The following is a 19,688-nucleotide window of genomic DNA, read 5'->3' on the forward strand; positions in this document are numbered from 1 at the left end:
GACCTTTTATAGCAAACAACTTTCAAACATAACTTATGTACGGGAAAATAAAAGAACAATTACAACAGGAAATTCAGGATATTAAAGATGCTGGATTGTATAAATCAGAACGTATCATTACTTCATCACAAGATGCAGTTATTAAAATTTCTACAGGAGAAGAGGTAATTAACTTTTGTGCAAACAATTACTTAGGGTTATCTAATCACCCTGAAGTAATTCAAGCAGCAAAAGATACAATGGATACGCATGGGTTTGGAATGTCATCTGTACGTTTTATCTGTGGTACGCAAGATATTCATAAGCAATTAGAAAAAAAGATTGCAGATTTTTATACTACAGAAGATACTATATTATATGCAGCAGCTTTTGATGCAAATGGTGGTGTTTTCGAACCTTTATTAACTAAAGAAGATGCGATTATTTCTGATAGTTTAAATCACGCATCTATCATTGACGGAGTTCGTTTGTGTAAGGCAGCACGTTATCGTTATAATAACAATGATATGGCTTCTTTAGAAGAACAGTTAATCGAAGCGAATAAACAAGGACATCGTTTTAAAATTATTGTAACCGATGGTGTTTTTTCTATGGACGGAATCGTAGCGAAGTTAGATGAGATTTGTGATTTAGCTGATAAGTACGATGCTATGGTAATGGTAGATGAATGTCATGCTGCTGGATTTATTGGGAAAACTGGACGCGGAACTGTAGAGTTAAAAAATGTAATGGATCGTGTTGATATTGTTACAGGAACCTTAGGTAAAGCACTTGGTGGAGCCATGGGAGGATATACTACAGGAAAGAAAGAAATTATTGAGATTTTACGTCAACGCTCTCGTCCATATTTGTTCTCAAACTCATTAGCACCAGCCATTGTAGGAGCATCTTTAAAAGTGTTTGATTTGTTATCAAATGACACAACTTTAAGAGATAAATTAGAGTGGAATACCAACTATTTCCGTAAGGAAATGGAAAAAGCAGGATTTGATTTAGTAGGAGCTGATGCAGCGATTGTACCTGTAATGTTGTACGATGCTAAATTGTCACAAATAATGGCAAATAGATTGTTAGAAGAAGGTATTTATGTGATTGGGTTTTTCTATCCAGTAGTTCCAAAAGAGCAAGCAAGAATTCGAGTACAGTTATCAGCAGCTCATGAAAAAGAGCATTTAGATAAGGCAATAAACGCATTTATCAAGGTTGGGAAAGAGTTGAAAGTGATATAAAATAGTCGGTCAAAAACTTGCATTTATTGTAAGTTTTTGTAGATTTGTTTTTGTAAATAAGTTTGAACAACTTACATTTGCGTAATATATAAACGAACTTTTAATTTAAATTTTTAATAATGAAACAATTAAAATTAGCTGTGATGGCTTTATTTGCGTTTGCCGCAGTAAACGTTAGCGCACAGGATTCAGACAACCCTTGGGCGGTTGGTTTCGGGGTTAACGCAGTAGACGTTAGGATCCCTTCAGATTTTGGAGATTATGCTAAAGATTATATCGGTACTAGTGACTGGAATATCTTACCATCAATTTCAAGAGTAACTGTTGATAGATACTTAAACGATGGATTTACATTACAATTAGCAGGGTCGTTAAACAAGATTGAGACTTTCCGTACTGAAGATGATATGGATGAGCTTTACTGGGCTATTGATGCTAACGTAAAGTATGACTTAAACAATTTATTTGGTAACACTGGTTGGTGGGATCCTTATGTATACGTTGGTGGAGGTTATACTTCATTAGCTGATGAAGGAGAAGGTATGTTAAATGCTGGTGCTGGATTCAACGTTTGGTTTAACGATAACTTAGGTTTAAACTTCCAAACAGGTGGAAAGAAAGAATTTGCTGATAAAGTTAGAGATCACTTCCAACACTCAATTGGTTTAGTATTTAAGTTCGGAGGAAAAGATACTGACGGAGACGGAGTATATGACAAGGACGATGCTTGTCCAGAAGTTGCAGGTTTAAAAGAATTCAACGGATGTCCTGATACTGACGGAGACGGAATCAAAGATTCTGACGATGCATGTCCAGAAGTTGCAGGTTTAGCTGCTTTAAATGGTTGTCCTGATGCTGATGGAGATGGTATCGCTGATAAAGATGATGCTTGTCCAACTGAAAAAGGAACTAAAGCTAACAACGGTTGTCCTGATGCTGATGGAGACGGTGTTGTAGACGGAAAAGATAAGTGTCCAAACGAAGCTGGTCCAGCTGCTAACAACGGATGTCCTTGGCCAGATACTGACGGAGACGGAGTATTAGACAAAGACGATAAGTGTCCAAACGAAGCAGGTGTAGCATCTAACAACGGATGTCCTGAAGTAGTAATCAAAGAAGAAGCTGTTAAGAAATTAAATGAGTTCGCAAGAGCTATCTACTTTAACTCAGGTAAGACTTCATTCAGAACAGGAGTTACTGGTAAATTAGATTTAATCGCAGGAATTATGAAGGAGTACCCTAAAGCTAACTTTAGCATTCAAGGTCACACTGATAGTTCAGGATCTAACACTTTAAACCAAAGATTATCTGAAAAAAGAGCTAAAGCTGTTTTAGATTACTTAATCACTAAAGGAGGAATCGATTCAAAAAGATTAACTTCTGCTGGATTTGGTGAAGACTACCCAATTGCTGATAACAAAACAAGAGCTGGTAGAGCTGAAAACAGACGTGTTGAGATTAAATTAGTAAAGTAATTTAATTACAATTATAAGATCAATAAAGGCCTCACAAATGTGAGGCTTTTTTTTATGGAAAAATACTACGAAAGGTTTTTTAAATTCCACTAAAAAAATTACCTTTGCACCTTGAAAAAATGAGTTAAAACTCATATAGTAAATAAAATAACTTTAATTACATATAGTAATGTCTACAATAACAGGTAAAGTTTCTCAAATTATTGGTCCAGTAATCGATGTTGAGTTTAATACAGAAAATGCTGAATTACCAAAGATTTATGATTCGTTAGAAATTAAAAAAGCAGACGGTTCAACTTTAGTTTTAGAAGTTCAACAACACATTGGTGAAGATACAGTTCGTACCATTTCTATGGATGCAACTGATGGTTTACAAAGAGGGCAAGAAGTATTTGCTACAGGTAACCCAATTCAAATGCCAATAGGTAATGATATCTACGGTCGTTTATTTAATGTAACAGGTGATGCTATTGATGGATTAGGAGATTTACCTAAAGAAGGTGATGCTGGTTTACCAATTCACCGTCAAGCACCAAAATTTGAAGAATTATCAACTTCTACCGAAGTACTATTTACAGGAATTAAAGTAATCGATTTAATTGAGCCTTATGCAAAAGGAGGTAAAATTGGATTGTTTGGAGGAGCAGGAGTAGGAAAAACAGTATTAATTCAGGAGTTAATTAACAACATCGCAAAAGGACACGGAGGTTTATCTGTATTCGCAGGTGTAGGTGAAAGAACTCGTGAAGGAAATGATTTATTACGTGAGATGTTAGAATCTGGAATTATCAAATATGGTGATGATTTCATGCATTCTATGGAAGACGGAGGATGGGATTTATCTAAAGTTGATAAGCCAGGAATGAGAGATTCTAAAGCAACTTTCGTATTCGGTCAGATGAATGAGCCACCAGGAGCACGTGCTCGTGTAGCTTTATCTGGATTAACAATTGCTGAATATTTCCGTGATGGAGCAGGTGAAGCACAAGGAAAAGATGTATTATTCTTCGTAGATAATATCTTCCGTTTTACACAAGCAGGTTCAGAGGTATCGGCTTTATTAGGTCGTATGCCATCAGCGGTAGGATACCAACCAACATTAGCAACAGAGATGGGAGCAATGCAAGAGCGTATTACTTCTACTAAGAAAGGATCTATTACATCTGTACAAGCGGTTTATGTACCTGCGGATGATTTAACGGATCCAGCACCAGCAACAACGTTTGCTCACTTAGATGCTACTACAGTATTGTCTCGTAAAATTGCAGAGTTAGGTATTTACCCAGCGGTAGATCCATTAGATTCTACATCAAGAATTTTAACTGCTGATATTTTAGGAGATGAGCACTATAACTGTGCACAAAGAGTAAAAGAAATTTTACAACGTTATAAAGAACTACAAGATATTATTGCGATCTTAGGTATGGAAGAATTATCTGAGGAAGATAAGTTAGTAGTTCACAGAGCACGTCGTGTACAACGTTTCTTATCTCAACCATTCCACGTAGCAGAGCAATTTACAGGAATTCCAGGTGTACTAGTAGATATTAAAGATACTATCAAAGGATTTAACATGATTATGGATGGTGAATTAGATAAGTATCCTGAAGCAGCATTCAACTTAAAAGGGTCAATTCAAGAAGCAATTGATGCTGGAGAGAAAATGTTAGCAGAAGCATAATTAATTGCCTTAAGCAATAGCTTAAAGCCCTAAAGCATTAAAATATGTATTTAGAAATTGTAACACCAGAAGCTATCTTGTTTTCATCAGAAGTTGATTCTGTAGTAGTACCAGGTGTAAATGGAGAATTCCAAATGTTAAATAATCACGCACCAGTGGTATCTGTTTTAAATGAAGGAAGAGTAAAAGTACATGTACATACTCAAGATCATTTAGTTTTTGATGATTTACATGGAAGTATTGAAAGGTTACCAGAAGATGATAAAGTTTTAACTTTAAAAATTAAGTCTGGAACTATAGAAATGAAAGACAATAAAGCAATTATTCTTGCAGATTAAGACGCTTTAATCATAAAAATTAAAAGCCAAACAAATATTGTTTGGCTTTTTTTTGTTCAGTAAAGAATACCAGATTGAATTTAATTATCTTTGCAGTGATGAATGGAACATTTTTATTTATTGGAGGTCCTGAGATTTTTGTAATCTTGTTAATAGTTGTCATGTTATTTGGAGCAGATAAAATTCCAGAAATAGCAAGAGGACTAGGGAAAGGTATGCGTCAAATTAAGGATGCGACGAATGATATTAAAAAAGAGATTAATGATAGTGCAAAAAAGCAAGGTATAGATACAGATTTTGTAAGAGATATTAATAAGGAAGTAAACGAAGTAAAAGACAATATTGACGATTTCACTGGTCCTATAAAAAGGAACCGTTAAGAAAAAATAAAAATGGTGTAGTTTGCAAACTACACCATTTTTATTTTTGTAGTGTTTTTTACCTGTTTCATGACAAAAGAACTTTGAATGTTAGAAATAACTTCTAATTGTGATAATTTCTTTAATACAAAATCCTGATATTCATTCATGTCTTTTAAAACAATTTTCAATAAAAAATCGTAGACTCCAGCTATATAAGATACTTCTACTATTTCATCTATTTTAGACATATAATCTTCAAACTCTTTAAAAGCAGTTTCTTGATGCTTAACAAGAGTTACTTGGCAATACACTATCAAACTTTTATCAATAGTTTCTAAGTTTAATAAAGCAACATACTTATCTATAATTCCACTTACTTCCATTTTTTTTATTCGCTCATGAGTTGGAGTAATAGAAAGGTTTACTTTACTTGCTAGTTGTTTTATAGATTGTTTACAGTCCTTTTGTAATTCTTCCAATAGTTTTTTGTCTACATTATCTAACTGATCCATGGTAAGTTTTTCTGTTTTAAAATATTTTCAATATTGTAAACAGGTTTTATTTCTGTTTAATTTTTAAAAATAGTTGTTTTTTCTTTATTTGAATGTGTTAAATAGTTTTTTGTTCTTTAAAAGTATATTTGTTAAGTAATTTAATAATGTTTAAACTAGGTAGATATGAGTAGAATAAAAGAAATTTATGATAGAATAAGTGAGGCTTCATCTAACTTTTTAGGTTATCCTTTAGCTAAAGATTTTAACTACAGTGAATTTGCGCCTTTTTTAAATTTATGTATTAATAATGTAGGTGACCCAGAATCTCCTTCAACCTTATCAATAGATACTAAAGATGTAGAAAGGGAAGTTATTAGCTTTTTTGCAGACATATTATCCTCTTCAACTAATGATGTATGGGGATATGTTACCAACGGAGGTACAGAAGGTAACCTTTATGGTTTGTATTTAGCAAGAGAAAGCTTTAATAATCCAGTAGTATATTATAGTGAATCTACACATTATAGTGTTAAAAAGAACTTACACTTACTAAACTTAAAAAATATTGTAGTAAGGAGCCAAGACAATGGAGAGATTGATTATGATGATTTAGAAAGTCTTATAACACTTCATAGAGATAAGCCAGCAATTTTCTTTTTAAACATAGGTACAACAATGACCGAAGCAGTAGATGATTTAGATAAAATTAAAGGAATTATTAAAAAGTATGCCATTAAAGATTATTATATTCATTGTGACGCAGCGTTTCTAGGGTGTATTGCTCCTTTTGTCGACCCTAAACCAAAGTTTGATTTTGCTGAGGGAATTGATAGTATTTCTATATCTGGACATAAGTTTATTGGAGGACCGATACCATGTGGAATAGTTTTAGCAAAACGTAAACATAGAAATAGAATCGTAAATTCGGTTTCGTATGTAGGGACCTTAGATACCACGATTACAGGTTCAAGAAATGGATTAACACCTCTACTTTTATGGGCTTTTATAGAAAAGTACGGAAAAGAAGGGTTGATAGCTAGAGCAAGAAAATCACAAGAACTTGCGGCATATACTGAGATGAGATTAAGAGAGATAGGAATTAAGGCATGGAGGAATAATGAAGCACTTACAGTGGTGTTAGAAAAACCATCTAATGCTTTGTGTAAGAAATACCAATTGGCTTCAGAAAACGATATGGCTCACATTATTTGTGTTCCAGGGATAGAAAAATGTCAAATAGATGCATTTATTGAAGACTACACAAAGGAGTTGTTTATTGCAGAAAGATTAACTCATAATTAAACCTTTTTCATAGTTATAAAAACAAAAAGCAGCCTATTAAGGTTGCTTTTTTAATTCTATAAAACTCTACTAATAGTTAAGCCGTCTCGTATGGGTAGTAACACGGTTTCTAAGCGATCATCTTCATTTAAAAGCCTATTATACTCTAAAAGAATTTTAGTGTCAATATCCTTAGGATCTAGCTCTTCAATAACTTTTCCACTCCATAAGACATTATCAGATAAAATAACCCCTCCTTTATTCATTTTTTCAATAATTAAGTGAAAATAATTCACATAATTAGATTTGTCCGCATCTATAAATACTAGATCAAATTTAGAATCAATAGAAGGAATAATATCTAAAGCGTTACCAACATATTGTGTTATTTGGTTTTTATAGTCAGATTTTTGAAAATATTTATGTTGAAGCTCCTCTAATTCTTCATTTTTATCAATTGTATAAAGCATACCGTCTTTAGATAACCCTTCTGCTAAACATAAAGCAGAATACCCAGTGTATGTACCTATCTCTAAAATTGATTTAGGTTGAATTAGTTTTGAAATCATTGATAAAACCCTCCCTTGAAAGGCTCCACTTAACATACGAGGATTTAACACCTTTTGCCAAGTTTCTCTACTTAGTTCTTGTAGTATTTTCGGTTCGGCTTGAGAATGTTTAACAACATAATTATCTAATTCTTCAGGTAAAAAGTGCATGTGGGTTGTTTTTAATGCGCAAAATTAAAAAAACGGAATTTATCACTATAATAAATTCCGTTTCAATCTAACAAAAAATCAAAAAATGGTTTTTAAAAAACCAAAATTGTCTAATTAAGTTTACTTAATTGTTCTTTTAATTCTTCCTTGTCTTTGCTTGACAAACAAGCTTTATCTTTATTACAGTTATTAGTTTTTACTTTCAAAATTTGTGACATTCTTTTGTTTTGTTTAGAGTATAAAGCACATACTTTACAAACGAACAAATGCCAATTAAGTTGTAACTTCTCATATACTGAAGCCTCTCCATATTGACTTTTGTCGCAAATGGTTGTCGCCTCATCACATGTAATTTTAAAAAATTTGAACATTATATTTTTACTTATTAAACCAGTTTTTTTCCATACAGCCTCTTAATTGTGTTCTTGCTCTATGAATGATAACCCATAGGTTTGACGGAGAAATATTTAGCTCCTTACAAATATCTTCAGTTTCAAACTGTTGTATGGTTTTCATTTTGAAAACCATAGCGTATTTTTCTGGGAGATTATCAATGCACTCGTCTAACTGATTTTTTAATTCTTCATTTTCAATATCTTTATCAGCATCGTTACCCCAAGTTTGCGGTACTCGTTCTTCAATCCAGCTACCTTCGTTTTCACCGCTGTCATAAAAACTCATTCGTACTTCAGCTTGCCCTTTCTTTGAGTTTATTTTTCGATAGTAATCTATTATTTTTCTTTTTAAAATTGAAACTAACCATGTTCGTTCTGTAGACTTTCCTTCAAAATTTTTTGCAGATTTTAATCCAGCAAAAAAAGTTTCCTGTACTAAATCTTTAGCAACATTTGAGTTGTTTACACGTACAACAGCATAATTAAACAGGTAATCAGCATAATTGTCTACCCATTTATCAGGAGATAAAGTATTTGAAAGATTTGTTAGATTCATTAAATCAAAGATAAGTTATTTTTTGGTGAAATGGGTAATGTAAACTCTACTTAACCCATTAGGATTATTTTTAATAAAGTCAATTATTTCTTTAAGGTTCTTCTTTTTATTTAATTTATTTGAGATTTTACTTTTACTAGTTGTATAGTAAATTTTATTATTTGTAAGATCTACAAAAGGACAGTAGTCTAGTTTTTTTGAATTAAGATTTGTTAAATGCTCCGCGGGTAACCATTCATTATTACTCCCTTTTTTACTAATGTACAGATCTCCTCTTCCTAAATCATCTTTTCTACCATATGAGGTAAAAATTATAAAACTTTCGTCTGGTGCTACGAAAGCATTAAACTCATATTTCTCAGAGTTTATTCCGGAACCAAGAGAAACAGGTTTGGTGTAAACACCATTAATAAGTCTACTTACATAAATATCTTCTTTACCCTTAGAGTTTTCATATTCTGCTGTAAAAAATAAATCTCCTTTATCTGTAACTGAAGGGTAGAATTCATTGGCAGAAGTATTGATTATTGAACCGATATTTATAGGTTCAGACCAATCATGAGAAAAAGACTTCCGTGTTACATACCAAATATCCATATCTTTTTTCACTTCTCCAGAGTCATTGTTTTTTCTATTAGAAGCAAAGAAAAGTTTCAGCCCATCAGGAGATAAAAAAGGTTCCAAGTCTTTATATTGACCAGAAAAACTAGCAACTTTAGGTTCTAGCCATTTTCCATTAACTTTTTTTGAATAAGCAATAAAAGAGTACTCTTTTAAATAACTTTCAACAGTAAAATAAAACTCATTTTGATTTTTATTCATTGAAAAATCCCTAACATTAGGTAACCCATTAAATAACTGAGGTAAGAATAATTCAGACTTTTGTGCAAAACCAAAGCAAGAAATAAACAAAAAAAGAAATCCAACTTTTTTCATAAGACTATTGTTTAAGAACTTTACAATTATTCCTACGTCTCATATCAACTAAGTATATGATCTCCCATTTTCCATTATTATTGAAAAGCTGAAAAGAATTTGCTCCACAATGACTAAACTTTTCGTTTAGGTAAAACTCATAAGGTGTCCAAACAGAAGCCAAGTTACCATCAATTTTTATATCCCACGATACCAGTTTTTCTAAATAAGTATGCTCAGGTTTTTTATTAGCAATATTGGTAAGTAGTTTGACTCTACTTTCGGTAATCAAAACATTTTTACCCTCTTTATTTGTAAAGGTAGTTTGAATTTTAATTGTAGAATTAAGTGTAGAACTTACTAGTGTGCTGTCACCTTTATGCAATCCATCAAAAAAAGTTTCAATGGTTTTTTTTATAGCTTTTTTTTCTGAGTTTTCTTGAGCACTTACAACTGTTGTAAGAACAAAAACGATTAATAAAGTAAATATTTTTTGCATGTTAGTTTAGTTTGGCAAGGTAAAACTATTAAAAAAATAAGCGGATAAAGTTTAATTAACAGAAGATTAACTAGGCTAAAAAAGTGAAAAACAAAATGCTTATAAGTCTAGAATAAATAAAACCATTGAATAATTATGTATTTTTACAATCCATAAAACAAAAGAAATGTCAGTAGCAAAAAAACAATATAAAAGAATAACCACTAAATCTCTTGTTGAAATGAAAGCCAATGGAGAGAAAATCTCAATGCTTACAGCTTACGACTATACCATGGCAAAAATTGTTGATGGTGCAGGAATAGATGTAATTTTAGTGGGAGATTCAGCATCAAATGTAATGGCTGGTCATGAAACTACATTACCTATTACATTAGATCAAATGATATATCATGCTAGTTCTGTAGTAAGAGGAATTGATCGTTGTCTAGTAGTTGTAGACTTACCTTTTGGTAGTTATCAATCAGATCCTAAAGAGGCATTACGCTCAGCTATTCGAATCATGAAAGAAAGTGGAGCGCACTCAATAAAATTAGAAGGAGGTAAAGAGATAAAAGACTCTATCAAACGAATTTTAAATGCAGGTATCCCTGTGATGGGACATTTAGGATTAACACCTCAATCCATTTATAAGTTCGGAACTTACACAGTAAGAGCAAAAGAGGAAGAAGAAGCAGAAAAGTTAATGAAAGATGCTTTAATGTTAGAAAAACTAGGATGTTTTGCTATTGTATTAGAAAAAGTTCCAGCAAAGTTAGCACAAAAAGTTGCTGAAGCTTTAACGATTCCAGTTATAGGAATTGGAGCAGGAGCAGGTGTAGATGGACAAGTATTGGTAACTCACGATATGTTAGGAATGACGCATGAGTTCAACCCTCGTTTTTTACGTAGATACTTAGATTTATATACTGGAATGACAAATGCATTTGAACAGTATATTGCTGATGTAAAAAGTCAAGACTTTCCAAACGAAGAAGAACAATATTAATATAAAAGTCTTCCTTTTTGGGAGACTTTTTTGTTTAAGACCATATTTTTAAAATGAAAATACTTCATTTAGACACTAATCACTCTCTCTTAATAAATCAACTAAAGAATTTAGGTTTTGAAAATCATGAGGATTATACCTCTTCAAAATCAGAAATTAAAGCTAAAATTCATTTGTACGATGGAGTTATTATTCGTAGTCGATTTACGATTGATAAACAGTTTTTAGATAAAGCAACAAACCTTAAGTTTATAGGACGTGTTGGAGCAGGTTTAGAAAATATTGATTGTGATTATGCTGAAGAAAAAGGAGTACATTTAATTTCAGCACCAGAAGGTAATAGAAATGCAGTTGGAGAACATACGTTAGGAATGTTACTTTCTTTATTTAACAAACTTAATAAAGCAGATAAAGAGGTACGAGAAGGTAGATGGTTACGAGAAGAAAACAGAGGTATAGAGTTGGATGGGAAAACTGTAGGAATCATTGGCTATGGAAATATGGGGAAAGCCTTTGCAAAAAAACTACGTGGATTTGATGTTGAAGTAATTTGTTACGATATTAAATCGAATGCTGGTGATGAAAACTGTACACAAGTTTCTTTAGAAGAACTTCAAAAAAGAGCTGATGTTTTAAGTTTACATACTCCACAAACAGAACTGACAATGAATATGGTTAATTTAGATTTTATCAATAGTTTTTCAAAACCATTTTGGTTGTTAAATACAGCTCGAGGAAAATCAGTAGTTACAAAAGATCTAGTAGTAGCCTTACAATCAGGAAAAGTTTTAGGAGCTGGATTAGATGTATTGGAGTATGAAAAAAAATCGTTTGAAAACCTATTTACAAATCAAGAAATGCCCGAGGCATTTCAGTATTTAATAAAAGCAGAAAATGTGTTGCTTTCTCCTCATGTTGCAGGTTGGACCATAGAAAGTAAAGAAAAGCTAGCGCAAACTATTGTAGATAAAATTAAAGAAAAATTTTGCTAACTTGATGCTTCAAATTCATATAACATGAAATATGAAGCATCAACAGTAGAAGAATATATTTCTCAAGTTCCTGAAGAACGACAAGAAGTTTTACAAAAGCTTTGTAAAATTATCAAAGAAACCTTACCTCGAGGTTTTGAAGAAGGAATCAATTATAATATGATTGGGTATTATGTTCCACATTCAAAATACCCCGAAGGTTATCATTGTGATCCAAAATTACCACTTCCTTTCTTGAATCTTGCCTCACAAAAAAACTCAATAAATCTATATCATAGTGGAATTTATGCCAAAAAAGAGTTGCATGATTGGTTTGTAGCAGAATATCCTAAATATTCAAAAAGGAAACTAGATATGGGGAAAAGCTGCATTCGTTTTAAAAAGCTGGATGATATTCCGTACGAATTAATTTCAGAATTATGTACAAAAATGACTGTAGATGAATGGATTTCTATTTATGAATCAGTCGTAAAAAAGAAATAAAATGAAGAAAAAAGGTAAAGTAATAGGTATAGGAGGAATCTTTTTTAAAACTGAAGACCCTAAAGCAACAAAAGATTGGTATAAAAGTAATTTAGGTTTTAATACAGACGATTGGGGTTGTACATTTTGGTGGAAAGACAATGAAGGTAAAAAAGCTTCAACACAATGGAGCCCGTTTAGTAATGATACTAACTACTTTGAACCCTCTAAAAAAGATTTTATGTTTAACTATCGAGTTGAAAATTTAGTAGAGTTATTAGAAGAGTTGAAAGAAAAAGGAGTTACTGTGATTGATAAAATAGAAGAGTACGATTATGGAAAGTTTGGGTGGATTGTAGATTTAGACGGAAATAAAATTGAGTTATGGGAGCCAAAAGACGAAGCTTTTTTATAAATTTAGCACCGTCTAATAAATAAAAAATAAAAAAATGAATGTAATTGATGAAAACGGGAATACTGTTCCTAATCAAGAAAGTAAACGTGTGTTAGCAGGTATTTTAGCAATTTTAATAGGTTCGATAGGAATACATAAGTTTATTTTAGGTTATACTAAAGAAGGAATCATACAAATTGTAGCTACTTTTATAACTTGTGGATTAGCAGGAATTATTCCTTTTATTGAAGGAATCATCTATTTAACAAAATCTGACGAAGAGTTTATAGAAACTTATCAAGTAAACCAAAAGGGTTGGTTCTAAACATTCTTTTTTAATATTTATACTATGTCTAACGATAAAAACACAAAGGATAACTTAAATAAAGCTAAGGAAGTTATGGATAACATAACAGAAAAAGCTAGTGAGTTGGCTGGAGAAACAGGTGAACACTTGGTAGATATAGTAGAAGATGTAAAAGAAAAAGTTGAAGAAATTATTTCCGATGAATCAATTCAAAAAGCTAAGGAAAAAGCAAACGAATTAACTAATGAAGCCGAAGAAGTGTTAGAGAATATCACTGAAAAAGCTTCAGAAGTGGCAGGAGAGGCGAGTGAACATATTGCCGATTTTGCAGAAGATGCTAACGAAGAATTTCAAGAAACTAAAACCAAAACTAAAATTTTTTTTCAAAGACTCTTTGGAAAATAAGGATAAAAGAAAAGCGCCAATAGGCGCTTTTTTTATGATGCAATATTATTTGCTTTATTTGTTCTAACTATAGCTTGTTCATTTTTCCAGTCAATCCACTTTTGACCTTTAATACGACGCATAAAATTATCTACCGTACGCATAATAAATACATTATAGACAGCTTTTCCTAAGTTTTTAGGATTACGAGCAATAGCACGCAAACTCATTGAAAAACCAGGAGTTACATAACGCATATAATGCCAATATCCTTCGGGCATATACAATACATTACCGTGTTCAAGCTCTGCAATATGACCTTTTGCATTTTTTAGCGCAGGCCATTTTTCAAAATCAGGATCGTTAAAATCAATGTCTTCACGAGTAATTAACGAATGAGGGATTTTATATAAGAATTTATTTTGCTTTTGGTCAAATAAAATACATCTCTTTTTCCCTTCAAAATGAAAGTGAAAAATATTAGCTAAATCAATATCATAATGCATAAATGTATAAGAATCGCGACCTCCAAAGAATAGCATTGGTAATCCTTTCATTAAACGCAAACCAAAATCAGGAAAAGTAAAATCTTTTTGTAACTGAGGAACTTCTTTTAAAATATTCCATAAGAAAATCCTGAACTTAGTAGGCTCACGTTTTAGTAAATCTACATATTCACTCATTTTCATGGTTGCATGAGGCTCATTAAAACCATCCTTATAATCTACAGGCCTATCATCATATAACGGAACTGTTTTATCGCCTGCTACTTCTTTCATATATTCCAGAGACCACTTGTTATAAGCCGGCCAATCTTCAATAAAACGCTCAATAACTACAGGTTTTTGAGGTTTGAAGTATTTTTTAATAAAGTCTTCTTTAGTAATGGTTTCTACTCTGTCTATTTGTTGCAACTGTAATCCCATACATTCAATTTTTTCGAGAAGCAAAGTTAAGAAAATGTTATGATGTTTTTTTGAGTTAACAATGTTAAAAATTAAGCCAAACCATGAGTGGATTTTAAAAATTAACTCTGAAACTAATATTTGGTGTAAAGGGTAATGAGTAAGTATTTATCTCCTTAGCATTATCAGTGTTGTTTTCATCAACAACATAATAGGTGTTTATAATATTTTTTCTGTTGCTAATATTAGTGAAACCAACTCTTATAGTTGATCTTAAATTTTTTGTAAGATTAAAGTTATAGCTTCCAGAAACATTAATTCTGAAGAAATTAGGGTGTCTTTCTTTGTTTGGAGTATCATAGTTTACAATAATTCTATTACCATCTTGAATGGTCTCATTGTCTTTAACAGGTTTTGTATATGGTGTGCCTGAACGTAAAATAGCACCTAAAGAGAGCTTAACATTGTTGGTAATGTTATAGTTAATAGCACTACTAAAAGAGTGTGTAATATCTAAACTACTAGGAAAAGTATCAGGTGTAAAAGTTTTAAATGTATAATTATTTTCAGCAAAGGTATAACTTAACCAACTGCTAAGTTTTTTAGTTTTTTTATTAATTAAAAATTCAACACCTTTTACCTTGTAGTCTCCTATAGAATTTAGTGTTTGGACATTGTTATAAAAACCTTGATTGGCAACAGTAATACCATTAACAAACTTATAAAAACCAGTAAGTTCTATTTGTAGGTTGTTTTTTGAATACTCTGCTCCAAAAGATACTTGCTTACTTTTAATAATAGGCGTTTTATCATTGTCGGCCAAAACCCACCTTCTTTTTTCTATACCTAAAAAGTTATCTTGAAAATCTATCTTCTGTGCAGTTGTTTGGTTTTTAAACTCTCCTTCTAATTTTAAAAATAGACTATTATAAAGTTGTTGTCTTAAGTTAATCCTTGGTTCTATGATAAGTTTATTAAAATCGTGAAAATAATTAGCACGAAAACCTACTCTAGCATAAGTGTTATTTTTACGATAAACTACTTCAGAAAAAAGAGCAGATTTAAGTAAAACGTCTTTTACAGATTTAGAAAATGTAGGAGCATTAACAGTTGTTTTGTTGGCAACACCTATTTCATTAAAAACAGCACCGTTTGTAAGTTGAAAAACATCTGAAAAATGATGATTAGCAATAAACCTAATTTCAGATTCTAAAACATTGTTGAATTGAGTTTGAAATTGATCAGTCTCTCTATTAAAGTCTGATGAATTTATTTTATAATCAGAAATAAAAGTAGAGAGTTCTGTAGAAAATTTGGGCGACCAATTGGCATTCCAACTAATATTAGCTCCAAGATTCTCTTGTTTTAAATTACTGTTTTCTTCTACTGTTGAACCATTGTTTGTATATTCTTCTGTGTATTCTAAGTTGTTTTTTATACTTATTAAATTAGCTCTTAATGAATGATTTTTATTGATGTCATATAATACTTTAAAAGAGTAATCATAGAAATAGAAATCAGTAGAGGCTTCATTTTCTTTATTGGAAGCTATAGAGTTTTCTTGAAAGCTTCTACTAAAATATTTGTCATAGGTTGGGGTGTCAAAAAAATCGGTATAAGATCTTCTAGCTGAGGCATGAATTTCGAGCTTTTTAGTTATAGGAGCCTGTAAAAAAGCGTCTGCACTTAGCAAATTAAAACCAGCTCCTCCAGAGAATGTGTTAGTAATTTTGTTGTTGGTTTGCATGTTGACGGTACTGGAAACACCATCGCTAAACTTTGTACTAGTGCCATTTTTGATAACTGTAGCTTTTTCTGTTAAATATGGGTTATATGCAGAAATTAAACCAAAAAAATGACTCGTATGGTACATCTTAATTCCATCCCAAAGAATTAAGTTTTGATCGTTTGTTCCACCTCGCACATTAATGTTTGATACGCTTTCATTCACACTTTCTACACCAGGAAGTACTTTAATTGTTTTTAAAATGTCAGGCTCTATTAAACCTGGAAGAATTCCAAATTTTTTAGTTTTTAAAACGGTACTTCCATCAATGTTTTTTTGAAGACCAGTAGTTAAAAAGTTAGGAATAATTACTTCTGATAACTCTTCTGACAAACTTTCTAGATGTATTTCTTTACACAAGTTTTGAGAGAATAAATCTTTGGCAGGTAGTATAATAGGTTTGTATCCAACGTAAGAAATAGAAATATTTGCATTTGCAGGAACTGAGTTGATATTAAATTCACCGTTATTATTAGATGTAGCTCCATTACTAGTATTATTAACTAAGATAGTAGCTAAAACTAATGGTTCAAGTGTGTTACTGTCTACTATCGTTCCACAAACAGGAATTTTCTTTTCCAAGTATGATACAGTAATAAACCGATTATCTAAAATTTTAAAATTAAAGATGGTAACAGACTCTAAGTAGTTTATAGTTTCAGATAATGATAAGCTATCATCAGGCTTGGTAATGTATACATTTTCTAAATCCTTATCGGAATAAGTAAAAGTTACCTGATGCTTTTTTTCAATTTCAATTAAGACATCTTTCAGTAAAGTTTTGGTAATAATGTCCTGTGCTTTGATAGCAAAGGAAAATAGGAAGAGAAATAAAAAAGTAGTTTTTTTATTGACCATTCTTGTAAATAGTAATTCTTTTTTCTTCTATTTTATATGATAACTGTAAAGGAATTGTAATTGCTTGCAAAGCTACATTTATGTCTTTATGGGTAAAACCACCAGTATAAAGTTGTTCTAAATTAACATCCTTAGTTTTTATAACATAACCATATTGGTTTTGTAAATCGTCTAGCACAAATTGTAAAGGAGTACTTTTAAAATTAGACTCATCTTGTAACCAAGATTTATTATTAATATTAAAAGTATTTAAAGTGTCAATTTTACCATTTATAACCTTAAATCTTTTTCCCTTAGCTAATTTAATTAGTGAGTTGTTGTAGTTCACACTAACTAAACCTTCGTAGGTTTTTACTTCAAAATAATTCTTTCTTTCTTTAACGTTAAATTGGGTTCCCAAAACAGTAACTTTTCCAACAGAAGTATTTACGGTAAAAGATTTTCCTTTTTTGACTTTAAAAAAAGCTTCTCCTTTAAGTTGTATGTCTCTACTGTTTTTCCAATCCTTTTTGTTGAAAGATACATTAGAATTTGCATTTAAAATCACTTCAGATTCGTCTGGTAAGTTAAAGGTTTTTGTTTCTGCATATTGCGTACTAAAGTTTACTGAATTATTGAAAAGTAAGAAATAAGAAGAAACTAGTAAAACAATAACTGCGGCAGCATATTTATAAAAGTTCTTGTAGTTTAATGGAACGACCTTGCTTTTTTTAGTAGTAGCTTTTTTCAATTCAAACTCTTTAAAAGCCTTTTCAATATCCACTTTAGGAGTTTCTATGTGAGAAGAGTAATGCGCTATTTTTTCAAGATTTTTAAAGTTTTTATCTTGCTTTAATAGAGACAGTTCTTCATCGGAGATTTCTCCATTTAACCATTTTAATATGTATTGTTCATCTTTCATTTTGTGCTTAACTAACTTTTAGACAATAAAGAAGTAAATTTCCCTACCCTTACAATAATTCTATTTTTGATCTCAATTTTTTTAATGCTGAAGACATCCTTTTTTCAACGGCTTTTTGCGAGATATTTAGTAACTCAGCAATTTCTCGATATTTTTTACCGTCTATTCTATTCATTAAAAATACCTCTCGTTCAGCCTCTGTTAAATTTTCGATAGCATTTTTTAATTTGTTTTTAAATTCTTCTTCTTCTAATAAATATTCTGGACTTTGATTATTTATATCCAAATAAGGAGAGTTTTTAGCATAGTTTAAAACAACTTTTTCATGCTTTAATTTGTTTAAAAAAAGGTTGTTTACACTGGTAAATAAGTACGATTTTGCTTTTTCATATGATATTTCTGAACATTTTTCCCACATTTTTAAAAAAGCTTCTTGTATTAAATCTAGGGCAGTATCTTTATCATTAGATTTATAAGATGAGAAGTTGGTAACGAATTGAATATTAGTTTTATAAAACTCGTTAAAGTCTTCCTCATTACACAGTGATTTTTTAGTCATATGAATGCTTTTATAGAGTTAAAATAGAAAAAAAATCGAAAACAAAGGTAGGGTAAAACGATTTATAGTTTTCTAAAGGACAGAAAGAGCTCAAAAAACAAATGTTTAAAAAATTAAAATTTATTAAGATGAAAACGATAAAATTAATAACCATACTTGCATTAGCTACTTTGACAATTTTTACTTCATGTCAATCAGAAGAAAATGAACAAGTAGGTACAAATCCAAATGCAAATACCCCAACTTCTGAAACGGCAAAGAAGTATAAAAGAACAGGTATGAACGATGGATCAGAAGATGATTTTTTAGATGGAAATTCATGTGCTGAGTTATTGTTTCCAGTGACAGCAATTGTAAATGGTAAAGAAGTAACTATTATAAATGAACTAGACTATAGTTTAGTTCTTGAAATAATGGATGAGTTTAATGATGATGATGATACAGTAGTTTTTAATTTCCCAATAACAGTAAAGTTAAATAACTATACAGAAGTAACTATTACTTCACAAACAGAATTGGAAGAATTAAATAGAAAATGTGATGAAGCATCAGATGAAATGGAAGACGCTATCTCTTGTGCAAAAATAGAATTTCCAATATCAATGCTAACCTATGATATTAACTTAGAGCAAACGGGTACTGTTGTAATTGAATCAGAGAAGCAGTTGTACAACTTTGTGGATAATTTAGATTCAAATGAGTTATTCTCTGTGAAGTATCCAATAATTGTAACTCTAAGCAATGGTAGTTTTGTGGAAATTAATAGTGATTCTGAATTTGAAGATGCTGTTGAAGAGTGTACTTCTTATGAAGAGGAGGAGGAAGCAGCAGAAGAAGCAGCTGACGAATTAGAAACCATTATAAGTAAAGCTAAATTTAAGGTAGAAAGCTTTATTGAGGCAGGAGTGGAAAAAGCTGAAGAATATGCTGCATATACTATAGAGTTTACTAATGATGGAAAATTAATAGCAAGAAATATTGTAAGCACAACTTTAGAAAACATTGAAGGAGAATATGATGTAGAGTCAGATACAAGAGTCCTTTTAGAAGTTCAGTTTGGAACCGGAACAGCTGTAAGCGCTTTAAATAATGAATGGGTTGTAACTACTTATACAAGTACTTTACTAACATTACAAAGTAAAATAGATACTTCAGTAACATTAACATTTAAAAAGATATAAAGAATTAAATATTTTTTAAGTTAGTTGATT

At 31.1% G+C, this 19,688-nt stretch carries 23 protein-coding genes; 13 read left to right on the top strand and 10 right to left on the bottom strand.

Annotated elements, in window-relative coordinates; genetic code table 11:
* Positions 1–35: 35 nt before the first annotated feature.
* From kbl to ACKTTR_RS01255, 5 genes are all read left to right on the top strand, one after another.
* Positions 36–1,229: a glycine C-acetyltransferase gene (gene kbl, locus ACKTTR_RS01235; protein WP_408026153.1), complete on the top strand. Its 1,194-nt coding sequence runs from the start codon at positions 36–38 to the stop codon at positions 1,227–1,229.
* Positions 1,230–1,348: 119 nt separating this feature from the next.
* The gene (locus ACKTTR_RS01240; RefSeq protein WP_408026154.1) at positions 1,349–2,704 is read left to right on the top strand and encodes an OmpA family protein; all 1,356 of its coding nucleotides are present in this window, start codon (positions 1,349–1,351) and stop codon (positions 2,702–2,704) included.
* Positions 2,705–2,873: 169 nt separating this feature from the next.
* Positions 2,874–4,385, top strand: coding sequence for a F0F1 ATP synthase subunit beta (gene atpD / locus ACKTTR_RS01245; RefSeq protein WP_408026155.1), 1,512 nt, complete (start codon positions 2,874–2,876; stop codon positions 4,383–4,385).
* A gap of 44 nt (positions 4,386–4,429) precedes the next feature.
* Complete coding sequence (locus tag ACKTTR_RS01250; protein WP_125343190.1) at positions 4,430–4,723, top strand: FoF1 ATP synthase subunit delta/epsilon; 294 nt, start codon at positions 4,430–4,432, stop codon at positions 4,721–4,723.
* 98 nt (positions 4,724–4,821) lie between these two features.
* Positions 4,822–5,103: a Sec-independent protein translocase subunit TatA/TatB gene (locus ACKTTR_RS01255; RefSeq protein WP_125069124.1), complete on the top strand. Its 282-nt coding sequence runs from the start codon at positions 4,822–4,824 to the stop codon at positions 5,101–5,103.
* 29 nt (positions 5,104–5,132) lie between these two features.
* Here the strand turns inward: ACKTTR_RS01255 and ACKTTR_RS01260 are convergent, their stop codons facing one another.
* A complete protein-coding gene (locus ACKTTR_RS01260; RefSeq protein WP_408026156.1) occupies positions 5,133–5,597 on the bottom strand; it encodes an Lrp/AsnC family transcriptional regulator in 465 nt (154 codons plus the stop codon).
* A gap of 165 nt (positions 5,598–5,762) precedes the next feature.
* On the opposite strand from ACKTTR_RS01260, the gene ACKTTR_RS01265 reads away from it, so the two are divergent.
* Positions 5,763–6,881 (top strand): histidine decarboxylase, encoded by a 1,119-nt coding sequence (locus ACKTTR_RS01265; RefSeq protein WP_408026157.1) that lies wholly within the window; start codon positions 5,763–5,765, stop codon positions 6,879–6,881.
* Positions 6,882–6,937: 56 nt separating this feature from the next.
* On the opposite strand, the gene ACKTTR_RS01270 is transcribed toward ACKTTR_RS01265, so the two are convergent.
* The 5 genes from ACKTTR_RS01270 to ACKTTR_RS01290 all read right to left on the bottom strand — a co-directional run bounded on the left by ACKTTR_RS01270 (position 6,938) and on the right by ACKTTR_RS01290 (position 9,944).
* Positions 6,938–7,579 carry an O-methyltransferase gene (locus tag ACKTTR_RS01270; protein WP_408026158.1) on the bottom strand — a complete coding sequence of 214 codons (642 nt, stop codon included), beginning with the start codon at positions 7,577–7,579 and terminating at the stop codon, positions 6,938–6,940.
* A gap of 110 nt (positions 7,580–7,689) precedes the next feature.
* Positions 7,690–7,950 (bottom strand): hypothetical protein, encoded by a 261-nt coding sequence (locus ACKTTR_RS01275; protein ID WP_408026159.1) that lies wholly within the window; start codon positions 7,948–7,950, stop codon positions 7,690–7,692.
* Positions 7,951–7,957: 7 nt separating this feature from the next.
* Positions 7,958–8,530 (bottom strand): sigma-70 family RNA polymerase sigma factor, encoded by a 573-nt coding sequence (locus tag ACKTTR_RS01280; RefSeq protein ID WP_408026160.1) that lies wholly within the window; start codon positions 8,528–8,530, stop codon positions 7,958–7,960.
* 15 nt (positions 8,531–8,545) lie between these two features.
* Positions 8,546–9,466 (bottom strand): TolB family protein, encoded by a 921-nt coding sequence (locus tag ACKTTR_RS01285; RefSeq protein ID WP_408026161.1) that lies wholly within the window; start codon positions 9,464–9,466, stop codon positions 8,546–8,548.
* 4 nt (positions 9,467–9,470) lie between these two features.
* Positions 9,471–9,944: a nuclear transport factor 2 family protein gene (locus tag ACKTTR_RS01290; RefSeq protein WP_408026162.1), complete on the bottom strand. Its 474-nt coding sequence runs from the start codon at positions 9,942–9,944 to the stop codon at positions 9,471–9,473.
* A gap of 166 nt (positions 9,945–10,110) precedes the next feature.
* On the opposite strand from ACKTTR_RS01290, the gene panB reads away from it, so the two are divergent.
* Genes panB through ACKTTR_RS01320 form a run of 6 tightly spaced genes read left to right on the top strand, consistent with a single transcriptional unit; the run spans position 10,111 to position 13,489 of the window.
* Positions 10,111–10,929: a 3-methyl-2-oxobutanoate hydroxymethyltransferase gene (panB, locus tag ACKTTR_RS01295; protein WP_274640859.1), complete on the top strand. Its 819-nt coding sequence runs from the start codon at positions 10,111–10,113 to the stop codon at positions 10,927–10,929.
* Positions 10,930–10,982: 53 nt separating this feature from the next.
* On the top strand, positions 10,983–11,921 hold the full coding sequence (locus ACKTTR_RS01300; protein ID WP_408026163.1) for a 2-hydroxyacid dehydrogenase: 939 nt from the start codon (positions 10,983–10,985) through the stop codon (positions 11,919–11,921).
* A 24-nt stretch (positions 11,922–11,945) separates the two neighbouring features.
* On the top strand, positions 11,946–12,404 hold the full coding sequence (locus ACKTTR_RS01305) for a DUF1801 domain-containing protein (RefSeq protein ID WP_408026164.1): 459 nt from the start codon (positions 11,946–11,948) through the stop codon (positions 12,402–12,404).
* Between the two features lies 1 nt (position 12,405).
* The gene (locus tag ACKTTR_RS01310) at positions 12,406–12,798 is read left to right on the top strand and encodes a VOC family protein (RefSeq protein WP_408026165.1); all 393 of its coding nucleotides are present in this window, start codon (positions 12,406–12,408) and stop codon (positions 12,796–12,798) included.
* Positions 12,799–12,832: 34 nt separating this feature from the next.
* Positions 12,833–13,102 carry a TM2 domain-containing protein gene (locus ACKTTR_RS01315; RefSeq protein WP_121148530.1) on the top strand — a complete coding sequence of 90 codons (270 nt, stop codon included), beginning with the start codon at positions 12,833–12,835 and terminating at the stop codon, positions 13,100–13,102.
* A 24-nt stretch (positions 13,103–13,126) separates the two neighbouring features.
* A complete protein-coding gene (locus ACKTTR_RS01320) occupies positions 13,127–13,489 on the top strand; it encodes a hypothetical protein (RefSeq protein WP_408026166.1) in 363 nt (120 codons plus the stop codon).
* Positions 13,490–13,521: 32 nt separating this feature from the next.
* On the opposite strand, the gene ACKTTR_RS01325 is transcribed toward ACKTTR_RS01320, so the two are convergent.
* The 4 genes from ACKTTR_RS01325 to ACKTTR_RS01340 all read right to left on the bottom strand — a co-directional run bounded on the left by ACKTTR_RS01325 (position 13,522) and on the right by ACKTTR_RS01340 (position 18,477).
* Positions 13,522–14,394, bottom strand: coding sequence for a cupin-like domain-containing protein (locus ACKTTR_RS01325; protein WP_408026167.1), 873 nt, complete (start codon positions 14,392–14,394; stop codon positions 13,522–13,524).
* 94 nt (positions 14,395–14,488) lie between these two features.
* Positions 14,489–17,017, bottom strand: coding sequence for a TonB-dependent receptor (locus tag ACKTTR_RS01330; RefSeq protein WP_408026168.1), 2,529 nt, complete (start codon positions 17,015–17,017; stop codon positions 14,489–14,491).
* Positions 17,007–17,918 carry a FecR family protein gene (locus ACKTTR_RS01335; protein WP_408026169.1) on the bottom strand — a complete coding sequence of 304 codons (912 nt, stop codon included), beginning with the start codon at positions 17,916–17,918 and terminating at the stop codon, positions 17,007–17,009. The genes ACKTTR_RS01330 and ACKTTR_RS01335 overlap by 11 nt, the downstream gene beginning before the upstream one ends.
* Positions 17,919–17,967: 49 nt before the next feature.
* A complete protein-coding gene (locus ACKTTR_RS01340) occupies positions 17,968–18,477 on the bottom strand; it encodes an RNA polymerase sigma factor (protein WP_408026170.1) in 510 nt (169 codons plus the stop codon).
* Positions 18,478–18,605: 128 nt separating this feature from the next.
* Between ACKTTR_RS01340 and ACKTTR_RS01345 the strand changes: the two genes are divergently transcribed.
* Positions 18,606–19,658, top strand: coding sequence for a hypothetical protein (locus tag ACKTTR_RS01345; protein ID WP_408026171.1), 1,053 nt, complete (start codon positions 18,606–18,608; stop codon positions 19,656–19,658).
* The last annotated feature ends 30 nt before the right edge of the window (positions 19,659–19,688 follow it).

Source organism: Tenacibaculum litoreum (assembly GCF_964513915.1).
Lineage (GTDB): Bacteria > Bacteroidota > Bacteroidia > Flavobacteriales > Flavobacteriaceae > Polaribacter > Polaribacter litoreum.